Annotated in this window: 27 protein-coding genes and 1 tRNA gene; 21 read left to right on the forward strand and 7 right to left on the reverse strand. The window is 56.5% G+C overall.

Features of this window, described 5'->3' with window-relative positions:
- The first annotated feature begins 153 nt into the window (after positions 1-153).
- Positions 154-807 (forward strand): 3'-5' exonuclease, encoded by a 654-nt coding sequence (locus tag C5748_RS25675; RefSeq protein WP_105745668.1) that lies wholly within the window; start codon positions 154-156, stop codon positions 805-807.
- A gap of 74 nt (positions 808-881) precedes the next feature.
- Here the strand turns inward: C5748_RS25675 and C5748_RS25680 are convergent, their stop codons facing one another.
- Both C5748_RS25680 and C5748_RS25685 read right to left on the reverse strand, forming a co-directional pair.
- The gene (locus tag C5748_RS25680) at positions 882-1595 is read right to left on the reverse strand and encodes a DNA helicase (RefSeq protein WP_105745670.1); all 714 of its coding nucleotides are present in this window, start codon (positions 1593-1595) and stop codon (positions 882-884) included.
- 544 nt (positions 1596-2139) lie between these two features.
- Positions 2140-3033: a LysR family transcriptional regulator gene (locus tag C5748_RS25685; RefSeq protein WP_158259934.1), complete on the reverse strand. Its 894-nt coding sequence runs from the start codon at positions 3031-3033 to the stop codon at positions 2140-2142.
- Positions 3034-3165: 132 nt separating this feature from the next.
- Between C5748_RS25685 and C5748_RS29595 the strand changes: the two genes are divergently transcribed.
- Together C5748_RS29595 and C5748_RS25695 are read left to right on the forward strand one after the other, a co-directional pair.
- The gene (locus C5748_RS29595; RefSeq protein ID WP_105745674.1) at positions 3166-3537 is read left to right on the forward strand and encodes a VOC family protein; all 372 of its coding nucleotides are present in this window, start codon (positions 3166-3168) and stop codon (positions 3535-3537) included.
- A gap of 3 nt (positions 3538-3540) precedes the next feature.
- Complete coding sequence (locus tag C5748_RS25695; protein WP_105745675.1) at positions 3541-4233, forward strand: glutathione S-transferase family protein; 693 nt, start codon at positions 3541-3543, stop codon at positions 4231-4233.
- Positions 4234-4298: 65 nt separating this feature from the next.
- Here C5748_RS25695 and C5748_RS25700 read toward each other — a convergent pair.
- The 3 genes from C5748_RS25700 to C5748_RS25710 all read right to left on the reverse strand — a co-directional run bounded on the left by C5748_RS25700 (position 4299) and on the right by C5748_RS25710 (position 6113).
- Positions 4299-4388 (reverse strand) — tRNA-Ser (locus C5748_RS25700).
- 82 nt (positions 4389-4470) lie between these two features.
- Complete coding sequence (locus C5748_RS25705; RefSeq protein ID WP_105745677.1) at positions 4471-5625, reverse strand: site-specific integrase; 1155 nt, start codon at positions 5623-5625, stop codon at positions 4471-4473.
- Positions 5622-6113 (reverse strand): hypothetical protein, encoded by a 492-nt coding sequence (locus C5748_RS25710; RefSeq protein ID WP_105745679.1) that lies wholly within the window; start codon positions 6111-6113, stop codon positions 5622-5624. The genes C5748_RS25705 and C5748_RS25710 overlap by 4 nt, the downstream gene beginning before the upstream one ends.
- 110 nt (positions 6114-6223) lie before the next feature.
- Between C5748_RS25710 and C5748_RS25715 the strand changes: the two genes are divergently transcribed.
- The 18 genes from C5748_RS25715 (at position 6224) to C5748_RS25795 (ending at position 13999) form a co-directional block, all read left to right on the forward strand.
- The gene (locus tag C5748_RS25715; protein ID WP_105745681.1) at positions 6224-6430 is read left to right on the forward strand and encodes a MerR family transcriptional regulator; all 207 of its coding nucleotides are present in this window, start codon (positions 6224-6226) and stop codon (positions 6428-6430) included.
- A complete protein-coding gene (locus tag C5748_RS25720; protein ID WP_105745683.1) occupies positions 6427-7218 on the forward strand; it encodes a phage antirepressor N-terminal domain-containing protein in 792 nt (263 codons plus the stop codon). Before C5748_RS25715 ends, C5748_RS25720 begins: the two co-directional genes overlap by 4 nt.
- Positions 7215-7568, forward strand: coding sequence for a hypothetical protein (locus C5748_RS25725; protein ID WP_105745685.1), 354 nt, complete (start codon positions 7215-7217; stop codon positions 7566-7568). The genes C5748_RS25720 and C5748_RS25725 overlap by 4 nt, the downstream gene beginning before the upstream one ends.
- Positions 7565-7765 carry a hypothetical protein gene (locus C5748_RS25730; protein WP_105745687.1) on the forward strand — a complete coding sequence of 67 codons (201 nt, stop codon included), beginning with the start codon at positions 7565-7567 and terminating at the stop codon, positions 7763-7765. The genes C5748_RS25725 and C5748_RS25730 overlap by 4 nt, the downstream gene beginning before the upstream one ends.
- Positions 7762-7983 carry a hypothetical protein gene (locus tag C5748_RS25735; RefSeq protein WP_105745689.1) on the forward strand — a complete coding sequence of 74 codons (222 nt, stop codon included), beginning with the start codon at positions 7762-7764 and terminating at the stop codon, positions 7981-7983. The genes C5748_RS25730 and C5748_RS25735 overlap by 4 nt, the downstream gene beginning before the upstream one ends.
- Entirely contained in the window at positions 7980-8525 is a 546-nt protein-coding gene (locus tag C5748_RS25740; RefSeq protein WP_105745691.1) for a hypothetical protein, read from the forward strand. The genes C5748_RS25735 and C5748_RS25740 overlap by 4 nt, the downstream gene beginning before the upstream one ends.
- Positions 8522-8731 carry a hypothetical protein gene (locus C5748_RS25745; RefSeq protein ID WP_105745693.1) on the forward strand — a complete coding sequence of 70 codons (210 nt, stop codon included), beginning with the start codon at positions 8522-8524 and terminating at the stop codon, positions 8729-8731. Before C5748_RS25740 ends, C5748_RS25745 begins: the two co-directional genes overlap by 4 nt.
- Positions 8728-8877 carry a hypothetical protein gene (locus tag C5748_RS28355; RefSeq protein ID WP_158259935.1) on the forward strand — a complete coding sequence of 50 codons (150 nt, stop codon included), beginning with the start codon at positions 8728-8730 and terminating at the stop codon, positions 8875-8877. Before C5748_RS25745 ends, C5748_RS28355 begins: the two co-directional genes overlap by 4 nt.
- Positions 8874-9725, forward strand: coding sequence for a hypothetical protein (locus tag C5748_RS25750; RefSeq protein WP_105745695.1), 852 nt, complete (start codon positions 8874-8876; stop codon positions 9723-9725). The genes C5748_RS28355 and C5748_RS25750 overlap by 4 nt, the downstream gene beginning before the upstream one ends.
- Positions 9722-10057 (forward strand): DUF6074 family protein, encoded by a 336-nt coding sequence (locus tag C5748_RS25755; protein WP_105745697.1) that lies wholly within the window; start codon positions 9722-9724, stop codon positions 10055-10057. Before C5748_RS25750 ends, C5748_RS25755 begins: the two co-directional genes overlap by 4 nt.
- Positions 10054-10263, forward strand: coding sequence for a hypothetical protein (locus C5748_RS25760; RefSeq protein WP_105745699.1), 210 nt, complete (start codon positions 10054-10056; stop codon positions 10261-10263). Before C5748_RS25755 ends, C5748_RS25760 begins: the two co-directional genes overlap by 4 nt.
- Complete coding sequence (locus tag C5748_RS25765) at positions 10260-10727, forward strand: hypothetical protein (RefSeq protein WP_105745701.1); 468 nt, start codon at positions 10260-10262, stop codon at positions 10725-10727. The genes C5748_RS25760 and C5748_RS25765 overlap by 4 nt, the downstream gene beginning before the upstream one ends.
- Entirely contained in the window at positions 10724-11146 is a 423-nt protein-coding gene (locus C5748_RS25770) for a hypothetical protein (RefSeq protein ID WP_105745703.1), read from the forward strand. The genes C5748_RS25765 and C5748_RS25770 overlap by 4 nt, the downstream gene beginning before the upstream one ends.
- Positions 11143-11925, forward strand: a complete 783-nt coding sequence (locus tag C5748_RS25775) for a ParB/RepB/Spo0J family partition protein (RefSeq protein WP_105745705.1) — start codon at positions 11143-11145, stop codon at positions 11923-11925. The genes C5748_RS25770 and C5748_RS25775 overlap by 4 nt, the downstream gene beginning before the upstream one ends.
- Positions 11922-12269 carry a hypothetical protein gene (locus C5748_RS25780; protein ID WP_105745707.1) on the forward strand — a complete coding sequence of 116 codons (348 nt, stop codon included), beginning with the start codon at positions 11922-11924 and terminating at the stop codon, positions 12267-12269. Before C5748_RS25775 ends, C5748_RS25780 begins: the two co-directional genes overlap by 4 nt.
- Entirely contained in the window at positions 12256-12930 is a 675-nt protein-coding gene (locus tag C5748_RS25785; protein ID WP_245581979.1) for a ribonuclease H family protein, read from the forward strand. Before C5748_RS25780 ends, C5748_RS25785 begins: the two co-directional genes overlap by 14 nt.
- A gap of 89 nt (positions 12931-13019) precedes the next feature.
- Positions 13020-13367: a hypothetical protein gene (locus C5748_RS25790; protein WP_105745709.1), complete on the forward strand. Its 348-nt coding sequence runs from the start codon at positions 13020-13022 to the stop codon at positions 13365-13367.
- Positions 13364-13999 (forward strand): hypothetical protein, encoded by a 636-nt coding sequence (locus tag C5748_RS25795; RefSeq protein WP_245581980.1) that lies wholly within the window; start codon positions 13364-13366, stop codon positions 13997-13999. The genes C5748_RS25790 and C5748_RS25795 overlap by 4 nt, the downstream gene beginning before the upstream one ends.
- A 16-nt stretch (positions 14000-14015) precedes the next feature.
- Here the strand turns inward: C5748_RS25795 and C5748_RS28360 are convergent, their stop codons facing one another.
- Together C5748_RS28360 and C5748_RS25800 are read right to left on the reverse strand one after the other, a co-directional pair.
- Complete coding sequence (locus tag C5748_RS28360) at positions 14016-14168, reverse strand: hypothetical protein (protein ID WP_158259936.1); 153 nt, start codon at positions 14166-14168, stop codon at positions 14016-14018.
- A 300-nt stretch (positions 14169-14468) separates the two neighbouring features.
- The coding region (locus C5748_RS25800) for a BrnA antitoxin family protein (protein WP_105745713.1) at positions 14469-14673 on the reverse strand (205 nt) is incomplete at its 5' end.

Here is a 14673-nt window from a genome sequence, read left to right on the forward strand (position 1 = left end):
TTCCTCCAATGTCGAGGGAGACCAGCATCTCACAGCCAGCCCGCGTATCAATCCCGCAAGTTTGCGGACAATAACAGGCCAGCACATCGTCGGGCAATCCTGGACATGCCGACATGTTTTCTGCATTCTTCCCCCTGGGCCATGGGGATAGAAATGCCGGACAACATCTATAAGCCAGCCGCACATACGCGGCTTCGTCGCATTATCGTGCTCGACACCGAAACGACGGGGCTCTTGCCATATGATCGGATCGTGACGCTTGGTGCGATGCGCATCGAAGGTGACGAACTGCAGCGGCAATCACTGTATCTTGTTTTTGATCCGCGCAAGGACAGCCATCCCGGCGCGCTGGCTGTGCATGGATACGATGACTGGATGACGCGGTTTCAGGATCTGTTCGCCGATTTGGCGCCGAAGATTCACAGATGGTTGTCCTGGGCCGATGAACTGGTCATGCACAATGCCGAATTCGACATGCGTTATGTCCAGCGAGAGCTTAGAAAGGCCGATGTCGAGCAACTGGCGCAGCCGACATTTTGCACAATGGAACGCGCCCGTAATGTATGGCGCGGAGAATCCGCGAAACTGGATCATTGTCTCAAGCGCATCGGGCTATCGCGGCGGGAGCGGCTGCACGGCGCCCTTGAAGATGCCTATCTCACCGCTGGCCTCTATCTGCATCAGATAGGATCGAGCGGGCGCTTGCCGCCCGTCAATGATTGGCCCAATCCAAAGAACCTCAGGGCGGTTCCTCCACGACCTGCAGGCGTATTGCCCAGGAGAACGCCGAAAAGACGATCGGTCTAGCCGCTCATTCGACAGAAGCAGACCAAGCCTATGTCAGGGGCAAACCTACCTCGCCCCCGACGGAACTGGATTCGTTAACTCGCCGCCTGAAAACGAATTTCGCCTTTGTTCAAGAAACACGTCTTGTTAAACAGCGACAAATCCAACGGATTCGGCAGCCGGACATCGCCGATATCGGGACACGGTTTCTTCAACGGATCGTATGACCGATCAATCTGAGAGATGAAGACGAGGATCAGTTCTCTATCCCGGGCGAATGACTTCAGCTTGCGAATCTGAGTCATCAACTCAGGGTTTTCACGTTTCTGATCGAGTAACTGCAGGTAGTCTACGACCACCAGCGTGCCGCGGGGCGCCAACCCCAACGATTTTATGATGTAATCGGCGCTTATAGCGTCGGAATTGTCAAATTCGAACAACTCATCGAAATGTGTCAGTTCCGCCCCGATAGTGCGAAAACGATCCAGAACATCGTTTTTCGTATATTCCAGCGTGAAGAATACACTGCGATTTCCAGATTTCATGGCTTCGACCGCGAGTTCGAGACTTATCAGGGTTTTGCCGTGGCCCGGTCGCGCACCCACCAGAACCAAATCACCGGGTGTCAATCGGGCAAACAGCTTCCCAGCCGGCGCGGCTGCAGATTCTTTGGTTGCGAGCAAACTCCAACCGCCGAAGCCTTCCTTGACGGCAATACGGTCAAGTGCCACGTGAAGTGGAATGTTTTCTTCGCGGGATAAGAGCCTGGCTTTGCGCTTCAAAAGATAGATCGGTGCAGACAGCTTCATCGAAAAACCTCCTATTGCGAGCAATTTTTGCAACCCCTCCTTATGCTTGGTGCTCGAACAGTCGGTTCGACGATCAGATGGCCCCGCATGAATTATACTTTCCCGAACGGAGGGGGGAGGCGTGGGCTGCGCCAGAATCAAATCATAACCGAATCTTCGCTGATCAAAAACTACATGTTCTTCTTTCACAGTCGAAAAGAGCCACCCACATGCATTCGGCGACGACAGACGTGGTAATCGCGGGAACGAGCATTGCCGCCGCAACCGGCAGAAGGAACAAGCCGTTTAAGAACAAGACGAAGTAAGCGCGCGCTTCATACCCACACCAAAAATTCGGCAACGATATTGTTTTCAGCCGCACGGCAACGGATATTCCACGCCAGCGGGGTGATATCGGCTGCAATCAGGGAGCGGAAAGCAGGAAAAACTGTCCAATCTTAATGAAAAGATAGATAAATCATATATAACACATTGAAAAAGAAAGAATAAATTTCAATGACGGGCCGTGCGAAATCAAGATGGGCACCATTGCTGCGTTGTTGCACTATGATGATATTTTGCTGGTATGGTGGCTATGTGCCGTTACGCCATTCCAACGGGGATCGCGATTGAAGGCATTTGCGAGAAATCCCATTAGCAGCGATATTCTGCGCACGCTGCGCAAGTCGGGATGGGTGAGAACCCAGAGCGTGTTCGCAGTGGCTGCAGGATAAGTGAAACATCGCTTCAAATCCGGCCGCCGTAAATCGTCAGGCAGCAGAGCAACGCCGCAACCTTTTGCCGCCAGGCACGCCATCGTGGTGAGGTCGTCGCATTTTATCGCGGTCAAAGGCTGCTTCTGACTCAGGGCTGTACGAAAAGCCGGATGACGCAGCAACTGTCCCGCAGGCGCGATCAATCCGTGCCCGGCCAAATCGTCCGCTCCAGTCAGCGGCGGCGTGGATTTTAGGTAAGACGGGGCGGCGTAGACTGCCCAGTCGATGCTGAGAACGCGCCGGCCCCAAAGATGATCCGGCGGGCTTTGGGCGACCCGCAAGGCGATATCCGCGCTCCGGTCCGACATGTTCATCTCCTGGTTGGAAACCAAGAGCTCCACCTGGATGTTCGGATGTGCGTCACAGAAGTCCGCCAGATAGTGCGGCAGCACGGCGTCGGAAAAGCTGCGTGGCGCGGTAAGGCAGACAATCCCTTCGGCGCTTCCATCCCGGCCGGAAACGCGCCGATCGATCGCCTCAAAAGATTGAGCGATGCCGAGACCGATCTCACGCATTTCGTCGCCGGCGTCCGTCAGTACAAAGCGGCCTTTGACGCGTTCGAACAGACGCGTTCCCGTTTGCTCTTCCAGCGCCGAAATGTGCCGGAAGACTGTCGCATGGCTCAGCCCGATGCGCTTGGCGGCCTGGACCTGGGAGCCCGTCTCGCAGACCGCGAGAAACACCTTAACAAGGTTCCAATCCAACCGAAGTCCATTTCATTATTGCAAGATGAGGTTACACATACGTCTATTTCCGTAGAGTTTGCAATAAAATACGATCTCCTCATCTCAAGAATCCCGACGACGGAGTTCGAAATGATTGGGTATACATCGCTCGGCACGGCCGGCTTGGCCCGCTCGGAACGCTTCTACGATGCACTCCTGGCGGAGTTCGGCGCGAAGCAAATCATGCATATGGACGATTTCATCGTCTGGGCGAGCGAAAATAGCGGTCCGGCGTTTTCAATTCACATCCCCGAAAACGGAAAGACTTACTCGGTCGGCAATGGCGTCATGATCGCGCTCGCTGCCGCGGATCAAGCACAGGTCGATCTTGTGCACGCCAGGGCGCTGGAATTGGGCGGCACGGATGAGGGTAAGCCGGGGTTTCGCGCCGAGGGGTTTTATGCCGCGTATTTCCGCGACCCGGACGGCAACAAGCTCAATATCCATTGCATGACTGGCTGAGCGATGTCGGTGGAGCCTTACAAGATTGTCGGGCACCGACTGTGCCCTTACGTGCAACGGGTCGTCATCGTGATGCGGGAAAAAGGCATCGCCTTTGAGCGGACCGATATCGACCTGGACAACAAGCCTGCCTGGCTCGACGACATTTCGCCGGGCCGTCAGGTTCCAGTCTTTCGGATCGGGCCTGATGACTGGCTGTTCGAATCGAGCGTTATCGCGTGCTATCTGGACCGGGTTTCAGGCGGCGGCCTGATGCCGGGCGATCCTTTGGCGCGGGCGCGGCACGAAGCCTGGATGGGTTATGCGGACGACCTGCTGACTATCATCGCCCGCATCATCTATCGCGACGCCGACGCGTCCGCTCTCTCGACCTCGATGACTGAACTGGCGGAACGTTTGAAGATAATCGACGAGCGTTTTCGGCCGAGACAATACTTCGCCGGTGAGGCGTTCGGCCTTGTCGACGCGGTGTTTGCCACATTGTTCCGGTATTTCCCCGTGCTCGAAGCCGCGTCGGACGCCAAGTTGGAAACCGGGCTTCCTGGCGCGCTCGCAGATTGGTGGACGGTCGTTCGGCGACGCGCGTCGGTGACAGATGCTGTTCCCCGCACATATGAAGCCGAACTCATCCAATTTATCGCAGCAAAGAAAAGCTATGCCGGTCACGTATTGGCGCAACGCTATGTGAGGAGGTAAGAAGGCTGGCGACAGCAAACAGCGTAGAATTGGCGGTGAACGGATTGCCCGGCATTGTACTGAGATGGCGGAGGGGGTGGGATTCGAACCCACGGTACGGTCTCCCGCACGCCGGTTTTCAAGACCGGTGCCTTAAACCGCTCGGCCACCCCTCCAAGGCTTGATTTCATTAGCTTTTTTGGTTTTCCGGCAACCCTGTTTTGAGGCGCTGCTACCATTTTGCTACCGAAAGCCTTTTTACGGCTTCGCCTTTACCGCGCTCCTAATCGCTAAGTCAACCTGTTCTGCGGCATCTGCCTGCATCCCCGGCATAACATGGGAATATAGGTCGAGTGTTATTCCGATTGTCGAATGGCCAAGCCGCTCGCTTGCCACCTTCGGATGCACGCCGGACGCCAGCATCTGCGACGCATGGGTATGCCGGAGATCATGGAAGCGGATGCGGGGCAGGGAAGTCTTCTGGATGATCCGCATCCATTCATGGGTGAGGGATCGCGGCTGTAGCGGACTGCCATCATATTGGGCGACAACGAAACCGTCATCAGCGAGGCGCACACCAAGCCTCAACTGCTCTTCAGCCTGCGTTGCCCGGTGTTTTCGAAGTTCAGCAGCCACATTCGCAGATAGCGCCACGGCGCGAGCCTTCCCGCTTTTCGGCTCTTTGTAGCGAACGCCGCCCTTCGTCTGCTCGGCGCTTGTCACGATGGAGATCGAACGGAGGTTGTCGCCAAGATTGACATTTTGCCAGCGGAGCGCAGCTATCTCGCCCCTGCGCAAGCCGCACATGACCGCCAAGATAACGGGAACATAAAGCCGGGTATCTTTGACCGCCTCGAGCAACGCGGCCGTCTGTGCGGCGTCATAAGCCAGCATCTGCTTACGCTCGACCTTCGGGGCGGTGGAGGCAACGGCAGGGTTCTTGATCAGCCGGTCCCACGTCACGGCCTGCGCGAGGGCTTTTATGAGCACCCGGCGCATGTGGTGGACCGTTCGGGGTGAAAGACCGCCGCTGCCGTCCCTGCGGCCCTCTGTGAGGGCTTTCGCAAATGCTCCGTCGATCCTGTCGGTTTTCAGCCTGGCAAGCGTCACGTCGCCCAGGAGCGGCGCAACACCCTTCTGCAGGATCTCGGCATAGCGTTCATGGGTCTTCGGGGCGACGGATGGTTTGACGAACATCAGCCATTCATCGAAGAACTCCGCCACCGTCTGTTTCGTGGGCTCGATGTAGTTTCCTGATTTCAACGCCGTGATGAGACGCGAACATTCTTCCTGCGCCTGGCGCTTGGTGCCGGAGAAGCTATGCCACTTCCGCCGACGCTTCCCCGTCTCATCGTATATGTCGAGGACGATGGCCCATTTGCCCGGGCTGCGCTCGCGGATATGGCCGTTCATTTCTTAGTCTCCATCCGCCCCATGATATCTTGAATACGAGACCGTGTGACTTCGTACTCGCGTGAGACGTTTTTTGAATTCGCGATCAACTCGGGAACCTTCGCGTCGCCCTTCATCGCTTCCAATTGATCGGACGCCTGCCTCGCCGTGCTGCCTAGGTTGCCGATCATCTGCATCGTGTCGAGGTTCATCAACAAGAGGATATTTATAATCGCGAGCCATCCGTCCTTGTCAGGCCCCTTCTTGATGTCAGTGAGGGCCTGTTCGAAGCGTCCGGAGATAAACTCATAGGTGCCATCCGCTTGAGCTCTAATCTGCTGTAAGCTTTCGTCGCTCTGTATTCCGATCTGCACGAGACGCCGAACCGCCTCAGACCGGGACGGCACTCGATTAGCAAACCGCCAATCATCAATCGCTTCAATTTCTGCGCGCGTTATTTTCAGCTGCATACGCTCTGTATCGGTTTCACCGAGCTTAGGGCGAGCCATGAATGTTCTCCTTATTTTCGTGTGTACATAACTCACAAAAAGGTTGCAAGGAGGTTAAATCGTGATAACGTGACAAATGTACACACGATACTAACCAAACAGGAGCGGTTATGACACTTGAAGAAGCGCTATCGCGACCAACGATCTCTGTTCCGGACGCGGGCCGATTGTTTTTCGGCCTTGCACGGAATTCCGCCTACAACGCCGCAAAATCCGGGGAGATACCAACAATTGAGATCGGGGGCAGGATCATGGTTCCGGTCGCGCCGCTGGCTGAAAAGCTCGGTCTGAAAACAGCGTTCGGGAGCGCCGCATGAACGCAATCACCACGATCCCCTTCCATGGCACAAGCCTTCAGGTCATCGCCGGCGATACGCCGGAGACGACGTTGGTGGCGATGAAGCCGGTTGTCGAAGGGGTGGGCCTGAATTGGGAAAAGCAGAGGATAAAATTATCTTCTCATCCCGTGCTGGCACCCACCGTAAGGGTGGTACCTTTCGCGAGCGATGGAGGGTTGCAGGAAACCGTTGTCCTTCCGCTCAATCGTATCCATTTCTGGCTTGCGACCATAAACCCGAAACGCGTACCCGACGAAGAGACGCGTTCGCGTGTCATCCTTTTCCAAAATGAAGCCGCTGACGTCCTGTTCAATCACTTCTTCGGCAGGGCAATTGGCCGCTCGCATGCTGCCGAGCATGTAACGGTTACCGACCTTGATGCCGCGACCCGCAGAGCAATCGGCTGCATCGTTAAGGGCATCATCCATAAGGAACTCGTCGAGATCATTCCGGGCCTCGTTCGCGGGACGATCACGTCGGGGAGCCTCCTTGTCCGTTCCGGCCGAACGGCAGGGACGATCTGGCGGGAAGCTAGCCTGCCCAGGCTGAAAGGTGCGGCCGTCTGGTTCGGCAATCGTCTCGCCGAAATGGGCTGCCAAATCGAAAACGCAGGCCGCGCCGACATTGGCGGCAACGCAGTTCGCCTGTTCGATCCTGACAAAGCTTCGGTATGCCTGAAGAACGGCCTGCTGATGACAGCGAAGAACTATGCACAGGAGCGCCAAGGGCAACGGAAGCTCACGCTTGTTTCCCGGAGGCGCTCATGACCTCCAATCGCATCCAAGAAACAAAAGGCCCGGCAGAGGCAGCAACCTCTCCGGACCACGGTTCCAACCTCAGAAAAGGATATCAGAACATGGAAACCCATAGCACAACCTCCGCCGCCCCGGCAACGGTCGATCTCGAAGGGGCGATTAACGACCTATCGAGCATGGCGAATATCGCAGCCAATCTGATCGAGCATTCCTTTAGCAGCACCCATGAAAGCGTGACCGGCAGCAAGGATATGTTCCATCTTACGCCCGAAGAGTTGAACCGGATTGTTTGGGCCGCTTACCAGACCGACTTCATGGCTCGCGATTTGGTGAAAGCCTTCAACGATGAGGTGCTGGCATGAGCACGCGCACCATTCCCCTCGACTGCATCGATAGCCTTGCCCAACTGCGCGACGAACTCGACGTAATCTGGTGCGCGCTCAGCAACTCCGAGAACGTCGAACATTGCCTCCCGGCCATCGTGGAGCACATCAACGGCGTCAGGGGGCGTTTTGCCGCCGAGATCGAACTGATGAGCGGAAAGGCGGTGACGTCATGAGCAAGGCCATTCTTGACGATTTTGAAATAGATTTCGGCGACTTGCGCGCCCTGATCGATGCTGCTTATGACGTCCTTCGAGATATGCCGTACGAGCGGGACGGCAAGCGCGACACAGAGCTTGACAGAGTTGCCTCGATAATTCGGGTTGCGCAGTATTTCTCCGGGCAGATCGAGCTTAGCATTGCCGGAACACCTCGTCTCGGAGGTGCGAAATGACCGAGGCAATGACGCGGGCTGACCGTGAAACCCTGATCAAAATTGCTCGCCAGCGAGAGCGGGTGGCGAAATCGGCTGCAAAAGAACGAGCTGCCATTCTCGCCGCCGATTTCGAAAAGCAGCTTGATCGCCGCTATTCGTATGACGAAAACGAAATATGGGAGCGCGCAACTCTTGTCGCCACGAAGGCTGTTGAGCTTGCGCAGAAGGAGGTTGCCTACGAATGCGAACGTCTCGGTATTCCGCGGCAGTTTGCGCCGATGCTATCCATGGGTTGGCACGCAAGGGGTCGCAACGAATCCAAGGCCGAGCGCGCCGAGATGCGCCGTGTTGCCATGAAGCAGATCGAGGCCGTTGAGAAATCTGCCCGTACCGCAATCGAGCGCCAGTCAGTTGAAACTCAAGAAAAAATAATGGTCGGCGGTCTAACGACGGATCAGGCACGGCTCTTTCTGGAATCGATGCCGACGCCTGAGGCCCTTATGCCCGTGCTAACGCTTGATCGCGTGGAGATGCTTCTTATCGAGGAGAAGAACGCATGAGGCTCCTCCGCGTCACTGCAGCGCTGCTGTTGCTTCAGGCCAGCACCGCACTTTATCGGGCCGGTTCCGGCATTCTGGATACGGCGAAAGCCGAACGCTTGGGGCTTTTGCCCCGGCGTCACCCGGCAGAAAGAGTTCTGTTCTGGTCAATCATCGGCATGGCGGTCTGCGTTCTCTGGATCATCGCGGGGAGGGCGGCGCTATGATCATCTTCGCGATCGACATCGCCGCAGTCACCGGGTTCGCGCTGTACGACGACAATAGTGGCGTGCTTGTGGGCACCTACCTCTGTTCCGATGAAGCCATGAGGGCATTGGCGGCGCTGCTCCGGGGAAGAGGGGATGTCGAATGAACGGCCGCCCAGCTTCTATAGATCTCGAAACCGGTGAAGTCATTGATGATCCATCGGCTTTACTGTCGCCTTTGCAGATTGCTCTTCGCGATCTAGCTCGCTTCAAGTTCGCGACGATCGAGACTGTCCGGGCCGATCCTCGCCTAGTCAAAGCGCCCTGTCTGGCTGTGATTTCAGTCTACTTGGAGTTTGTCACTTTGGACAAAAGGACGCTGAAGCCGAAACCGGCTTTTGCATCGACCGTAACACTGATGGCGCGAGCGTGCATCAAGTCAAAGACCACAGCCCGAACCGCAAGACGGCTGCTTGTCGAAAACGGCTATTTGGTGCGGATCGGCGAAACGAAAGATGGCTGCGAAAAGTACCGGGTCGAGAACCCCCACTGGGAGCGGGTGCAAATGCATGTTTGCGAAGCCACGGAGTATCTCAAACAGGTTGAGGCCGCCCGAAGAGAAGATGAGAGGAAGAAGAAGCGGGCTTCGCCGGACAGGGGGTCAGATATTGACCCCACGCAAAGTGAAGGGGGGGTCAAATATTGGCCGGACAGGGGGTCAGATATTGACCCCAAATACCTTAGAGGAAACCTTAGAGGTTATGGCTCTGAAGAGGAAGACCCTATCCAGAGTGGCTCTACCGTCTCAGGTTACGGCTCTCCCTCTTATCAATCTGACAACGATGATTTCGTTTTCCCTGCCCCTACCAGTTGCGATGAAGCCGACAGGCTGCTTTCCGCCCTCCTCGCCGGCGTCAAGGTATCAGAAGGCATAGAGGTATTTTTTCGGCGTCGTTTGATGGCTGGCACACTCACCAAATCAATGGTCGATCAGCAGAGGAGTTTTGCGGCATGACGCAGCTCGAGCTTTTTGAGTGGGCACCCTCGGCAGTCGTCGTGGCGTTCCCCCATTCCAGGCGAATGGCCGTTCTCCTGAGCATCGCGGACACCTTTGTTGTCCATGGTTACGAGGCTGGCAACAAACGCATGGAAATAGAGGGCTGGAAGATGATCGCCGATCTCCTCCGCCTTGGAATGCCCCATGAGGAAATCGGGGGAGAAATCGAAAAATTCACATGCGCAGCGCGGGACGTTGCTTCCAGACACATCATCCAATCTGGAACTTGTGGCGGCGAGCCGTTGCCGCCGCGCCCGCAGCCAGAGAACAGAAAACGGAGGCTTGCATGAAAGAGGGTGAAGGAATGTCAACCGACGGAAAGTTTATCGCCATCCCGCGACAGGCCGGCATCACGCTCGAGTTCTTCGACGGCGGCATTTCAATCAATCAAACGTGCCTCGATGGTGGCGGGGAATCGTCTGTTCATATCTTTGGCCAACCCAACTTGGAGGCGTTGATTGCCGCCCTCCAGAAAGCACGGGAGGCGCAGGTATGACGAACGTCTTAGAATTCCGCCGGCAGTCGGCCGCGTCGGCGCTGGCAGTCGAGCTGGGCGAATGGCTTACGGTTCTGCGCGGCCATGCCTATAGCGCCCGTCGAAAAGCCGACGGTGCCCGAACGTTTCACAAATGCCTCGAATATTACGCCATGTGGCTTCGCCGGTATTACGAGCTCCTTGGCGGCGTCAAGGTCGCGTGGAAGGCCTTGGATGGAGAAATCATCGAACGCGGAACGGAGGCCGACGAATTGCACCTAGAGCGGATTGTCGACTGCCTCGCAGAAACAGAATTTTGCGTCAAAGGCCGGCATCCATGGCTCAGCGTTCCAAATCTGGCATCTACTAAGTTCAACGTCGATCGCTCACTGGAAATAGTGATTTCATGGCTGTCCGAAGCAATCTCCAACTGTGGGAAAATTGCCAAAAAGTCAGCCGCTCAAACCCCAAAAGGTGCCGCATGACAGCTTTCGTTCCCATTGAAACCGGCGATTTCGTGATGCTGTACAGGGATGAATGTCTCCCTCCCTGGGGTGATTTGCTCGATACTCTTGATCTTCTCCAATACCGCGGGTCCGGATGGGATTACATGTGGAGCAGTTCCCAACTTTTTGACGTCGTAGCCGCTGGAAAGGTCACCGCAAAGACGTTCAAAACATCGGATGGCAAACGCCGTAGCCGCTTCAGTGTCGTTGCCACCGCTCGGACCGAAGGCGAATTGATTGCTCTTCGCGACAAGCTGTTCTCGATCGGAAAAGTTGCAGACGACGCCATCGACCGCGAAGCCCGGCGACTGATCGCACCATTTGAGGCAAAGACACGAGAAGCCGCCCGGAAGAAGATCAAGGCAGCGCTTCCGCATATCTACGGAGGGCGCTCATGACCGATTATGATAATTGCGAGCTTCCAGACCCTGGCGACATGCCTGTTCTCGACTGGATCGCTCCCGAACTGATCGAGGCCGATCCCCTTTATCAGCGGCCGCTCGATCTGGCGCGCGTCGAAGCTATTCTCAAATCGTTCTCGTGGCAGTCCTTCGGCGCACTCGTTATCGTGCCACAGGAGAGCGGCAAATATCACGCTACCGACGGCCAGCACCGGCTCGAGGCGGCAAAGCGCCATCCGAAGGTGACGCACGTACCTGCCGTGATCGTGAGGGCGGACGACGTTCACTCTGAAGCCTCGATCTTCGTAGAGATCAACAAGAACCGGAAGAACGTCTCGGCGCTGGAATTGTTCTTCGCCGGTCTAGCCGCTGAAGACGAGGACGCCTTGACGATCCAACAGGTGTGCCAGCGCGCCGGCGTTCGTATCCCGAAATACGCAAGCGCTGGATTTAAGCCGGGCGACTGCGTGGCGATCTCTGCCATTCAGGCCGTTATCGGCCGGCGCGGCGCGATGCGGGCTCGCCAAATTCTGGAGGTTCTGGGAAAGGCCGATCTGGCGCCGATATCGGCCAATCACATCAAGGCGACGGAGGCGTTGCTGCTCGATGATGAGTTCGGGGTCGAGGGCGAAGACCTGACAGCCACCATCATCACAATGGGCAGCGCAGCCGAAGCAGAGGCAAAGCGCTTTGCGGCCACGCATGGTTGTCCCGCCTGGAAGGGACTTGCCTCGACGTGGTTCCAGCGCTGCAGGAAGCGGAGGAAGGCCGCATGAACGCTATTTTGAAAACCTCGTGTGATGCTGCAATGCTCGAAATGGCAAACATTCACCCACCGATGCGCCGCAGCGAGTGCGAGCGCCTGATACGCGCCGCTCTCTCCGCCCTCGCCACACCCCAAGCCCCTGCGCCGCAAGTACCGGAGATCGACCGCGACGAGGTGCGGCGGGTGCTGGATATCATCAACGATTTCACCGATGACACGGAAATCGTGGTCCTACATCCAGAATATGGTGATGTAACCCTACTCGATCTTGCCGTTTCTGATTTCCGCGCCCTTCTCGAACGCAGCGCACCCCGCGGACCCCTGGCAGAAGGAGGCAACGATGAAGACGCTTGAGAAGCAGGTGTGGAAGGAACTGGAATTCGCGGCGCGCGCGACAGGCCGTCTGGAGGTCGCCATGGTCAGCCTTCCGATTGAGAAGGTGAGGGCGCTCGTTTCGGGACGGCACAAATCCGGGAAAAATGCGAAGGCTGCCCGGAAGGTTACAGAGGTGCCAGAATACTCGCCCGGCCTCGTGATCTATACAGACGGAGCATGCGAGCCAAACCCCGGAATCGGCGGATGGTCATTCGTCGTCTATCGCGATGGGGAGGAAATTCATCACGAGTGCGGCGGCGACCTCAATGCCACGAACAATACCATGGAAATGACCGCGGCGCTTATGGCGCTCCGCTGGTTCGCCGGCCGGGGGATTGTCGAGCCGGTCAAGATCCTCTCGGACAGCCAATATACCGTCAAGGGCTGCAACGAGTGGCGGATCGGGTGGAAGCGCAAAGGGTGGAAGCGCGGGCCCGATAAGCCGCTGGCCAACTCTGACTTGTGGAAATCCCTTGATGAAGCCCTGACCGCGGTTCCCGTGCGCCTCTATTGGGTGAAAGGTCATATCGGCGTCAAGGGAAACGAACGCGCCGACGAATTAGCAGAGGTCGGCCGGCAGTCCGTAATCGAGTACCCAGAGCAGAACCCGATTACACAGCAACTTACCTATTCCGTCTGAAAGGAACCCGCGTGACGAGGACACGAGGAATAAACGTTCACACGTTCGCGGAGGGGTTCGGCATCAGAGTTCGGCCGATCAGCCAAGCAATGGAACCGCGACCGTCGAACACGATTTACCGCGGCCGCAACATCGCGCGCCTTCTACGGAGATACGGCCAAGACCATGTCGGGCTGATCTTTCGATGTATCCAGGCATCGGACCCGACATGCTTCTATTCGGATGTCCTCTGGGCAGTCTCTCGTTATCTCAAGGCGCACCACGCCGACGACGCGGACCGGCAGCGCGTCATCAAGAGATTTTCCGGCATCGATCTGTCCGGGATCAGAAAAGCCGCCACACGGGCAGCTATGGGGGAAGGGGAGCATATGACCAAGAGGGCCGATGCAATGGCCGTCATGATCTGGATGGAACTCGACAAAGGAGAAGCGGCTTGACCCCTACATCTGAAATGGTCCTCGAGCGTCTAATCGAGGCGATGGAAACCGACCAGGCGCTACCGGTGCGCATCGGGCCCAAGGCGTTTGGATCCGCGATGCCTGAATACTTCCATAGCGAAAGAGAGACATGGGCGATGGAAGTGCACGATCAGATATTTGACGGGGGGCGACACTTCAAACGCGTTCGAAGCGATCGGCGCAAGGAGATTGAGCGAAGGGCGAAGACGACGCGCGAGCGGATTACCCGCATGGAGGAGGCATTTCAGTGGGTGATTGATTTCGTTCCATCGGACGGCCGGCGCAAGTGTCTGCTGTCTTATGCCATGGTGAAAGCGCGCGGATGGGAGTGGCAGCGCTATATCTCCAACCGAAATCGGAAAAATCCCGACAAAATCCAGTGGAAGAAACGAACTTGCCACGACTGGAATAGCAAATCATTACAAGAAATTGAAACAAAGTTGCTCAACAGCGAAATATTGTTGCGTGAAGACGGGTATTTACGATCCGCCCAGATCGGGGCAGAACAGACAGGCAAATCAATAACATCGGATTTGCACGCGTGGATGGCAGCTGATGCAAAGCCTCGGGATCATCCTGAGATGAGAATTCCAGCGCCACGCAAGGAGTGAAAGCGGCGAGAGTGGTTTAGGCGAATATGCCGGTGACAAACCCGGCGCCCTTCACCACATCGGCGCGAATGTTTGCGGGGAGCTTCGCAGCAATATTTGGATCACCGGCAGCCATCACAGAAGCTCGCTGCAAATGTGCTTGCATCATCCCATCGTTGGAACCGCTCAACGACGACGCTCCAGTGCTCGTTCTTGAGAGCAACAAGGTAGATCGGTGGCTTGCCTTCGGCTTGAATGGAGCCGATCGAAATGCAGGTGTTGTCCATATCTTCCATTCCCGTGCTTGTTGGAATGGCCAAAGATACTCGGAGATGGTTGAGGCCTACTCTCACCGACCGACATTCCCGCGACCCATGCGGCATCCGACCGGCTCGGAGCAATATGCAAAAAATGCATAGTGCTCAACCGGTGCAAAATTTGCACGAGTTCAAAGCCAGAGCATCGGTACGCCGGTCTCTGGCTTTTAGCATTACAGGCCAACGCCTTTCCGTAGGATTTCATCGGCCCGCGACTGCCAGCCTTTCCCGGTCGCCTTGAGCTTTGCCAAGACATCCGGTGATAAGCGTAGCGAAACCTGCTGTTTCGGGTTTTCGACGGGTGGCCGGCCACGGGAACGTTGAATGCTTGCGTGGAGATCGGGAAAAGCCTCTTTGAATGACTTGCCTTGTGCGAGC

This window comes from Phyllobacterium phragmitis, from assembly GCF_002980495.1.
Classification (GTDB): domain Bacteria; phylum Pseudomonadota; class Alphaproteobacteria; order Rhizobiales; family Rhizobiaceae; genus Paramesorhizobium; species Paramesorhizobium phragmitis.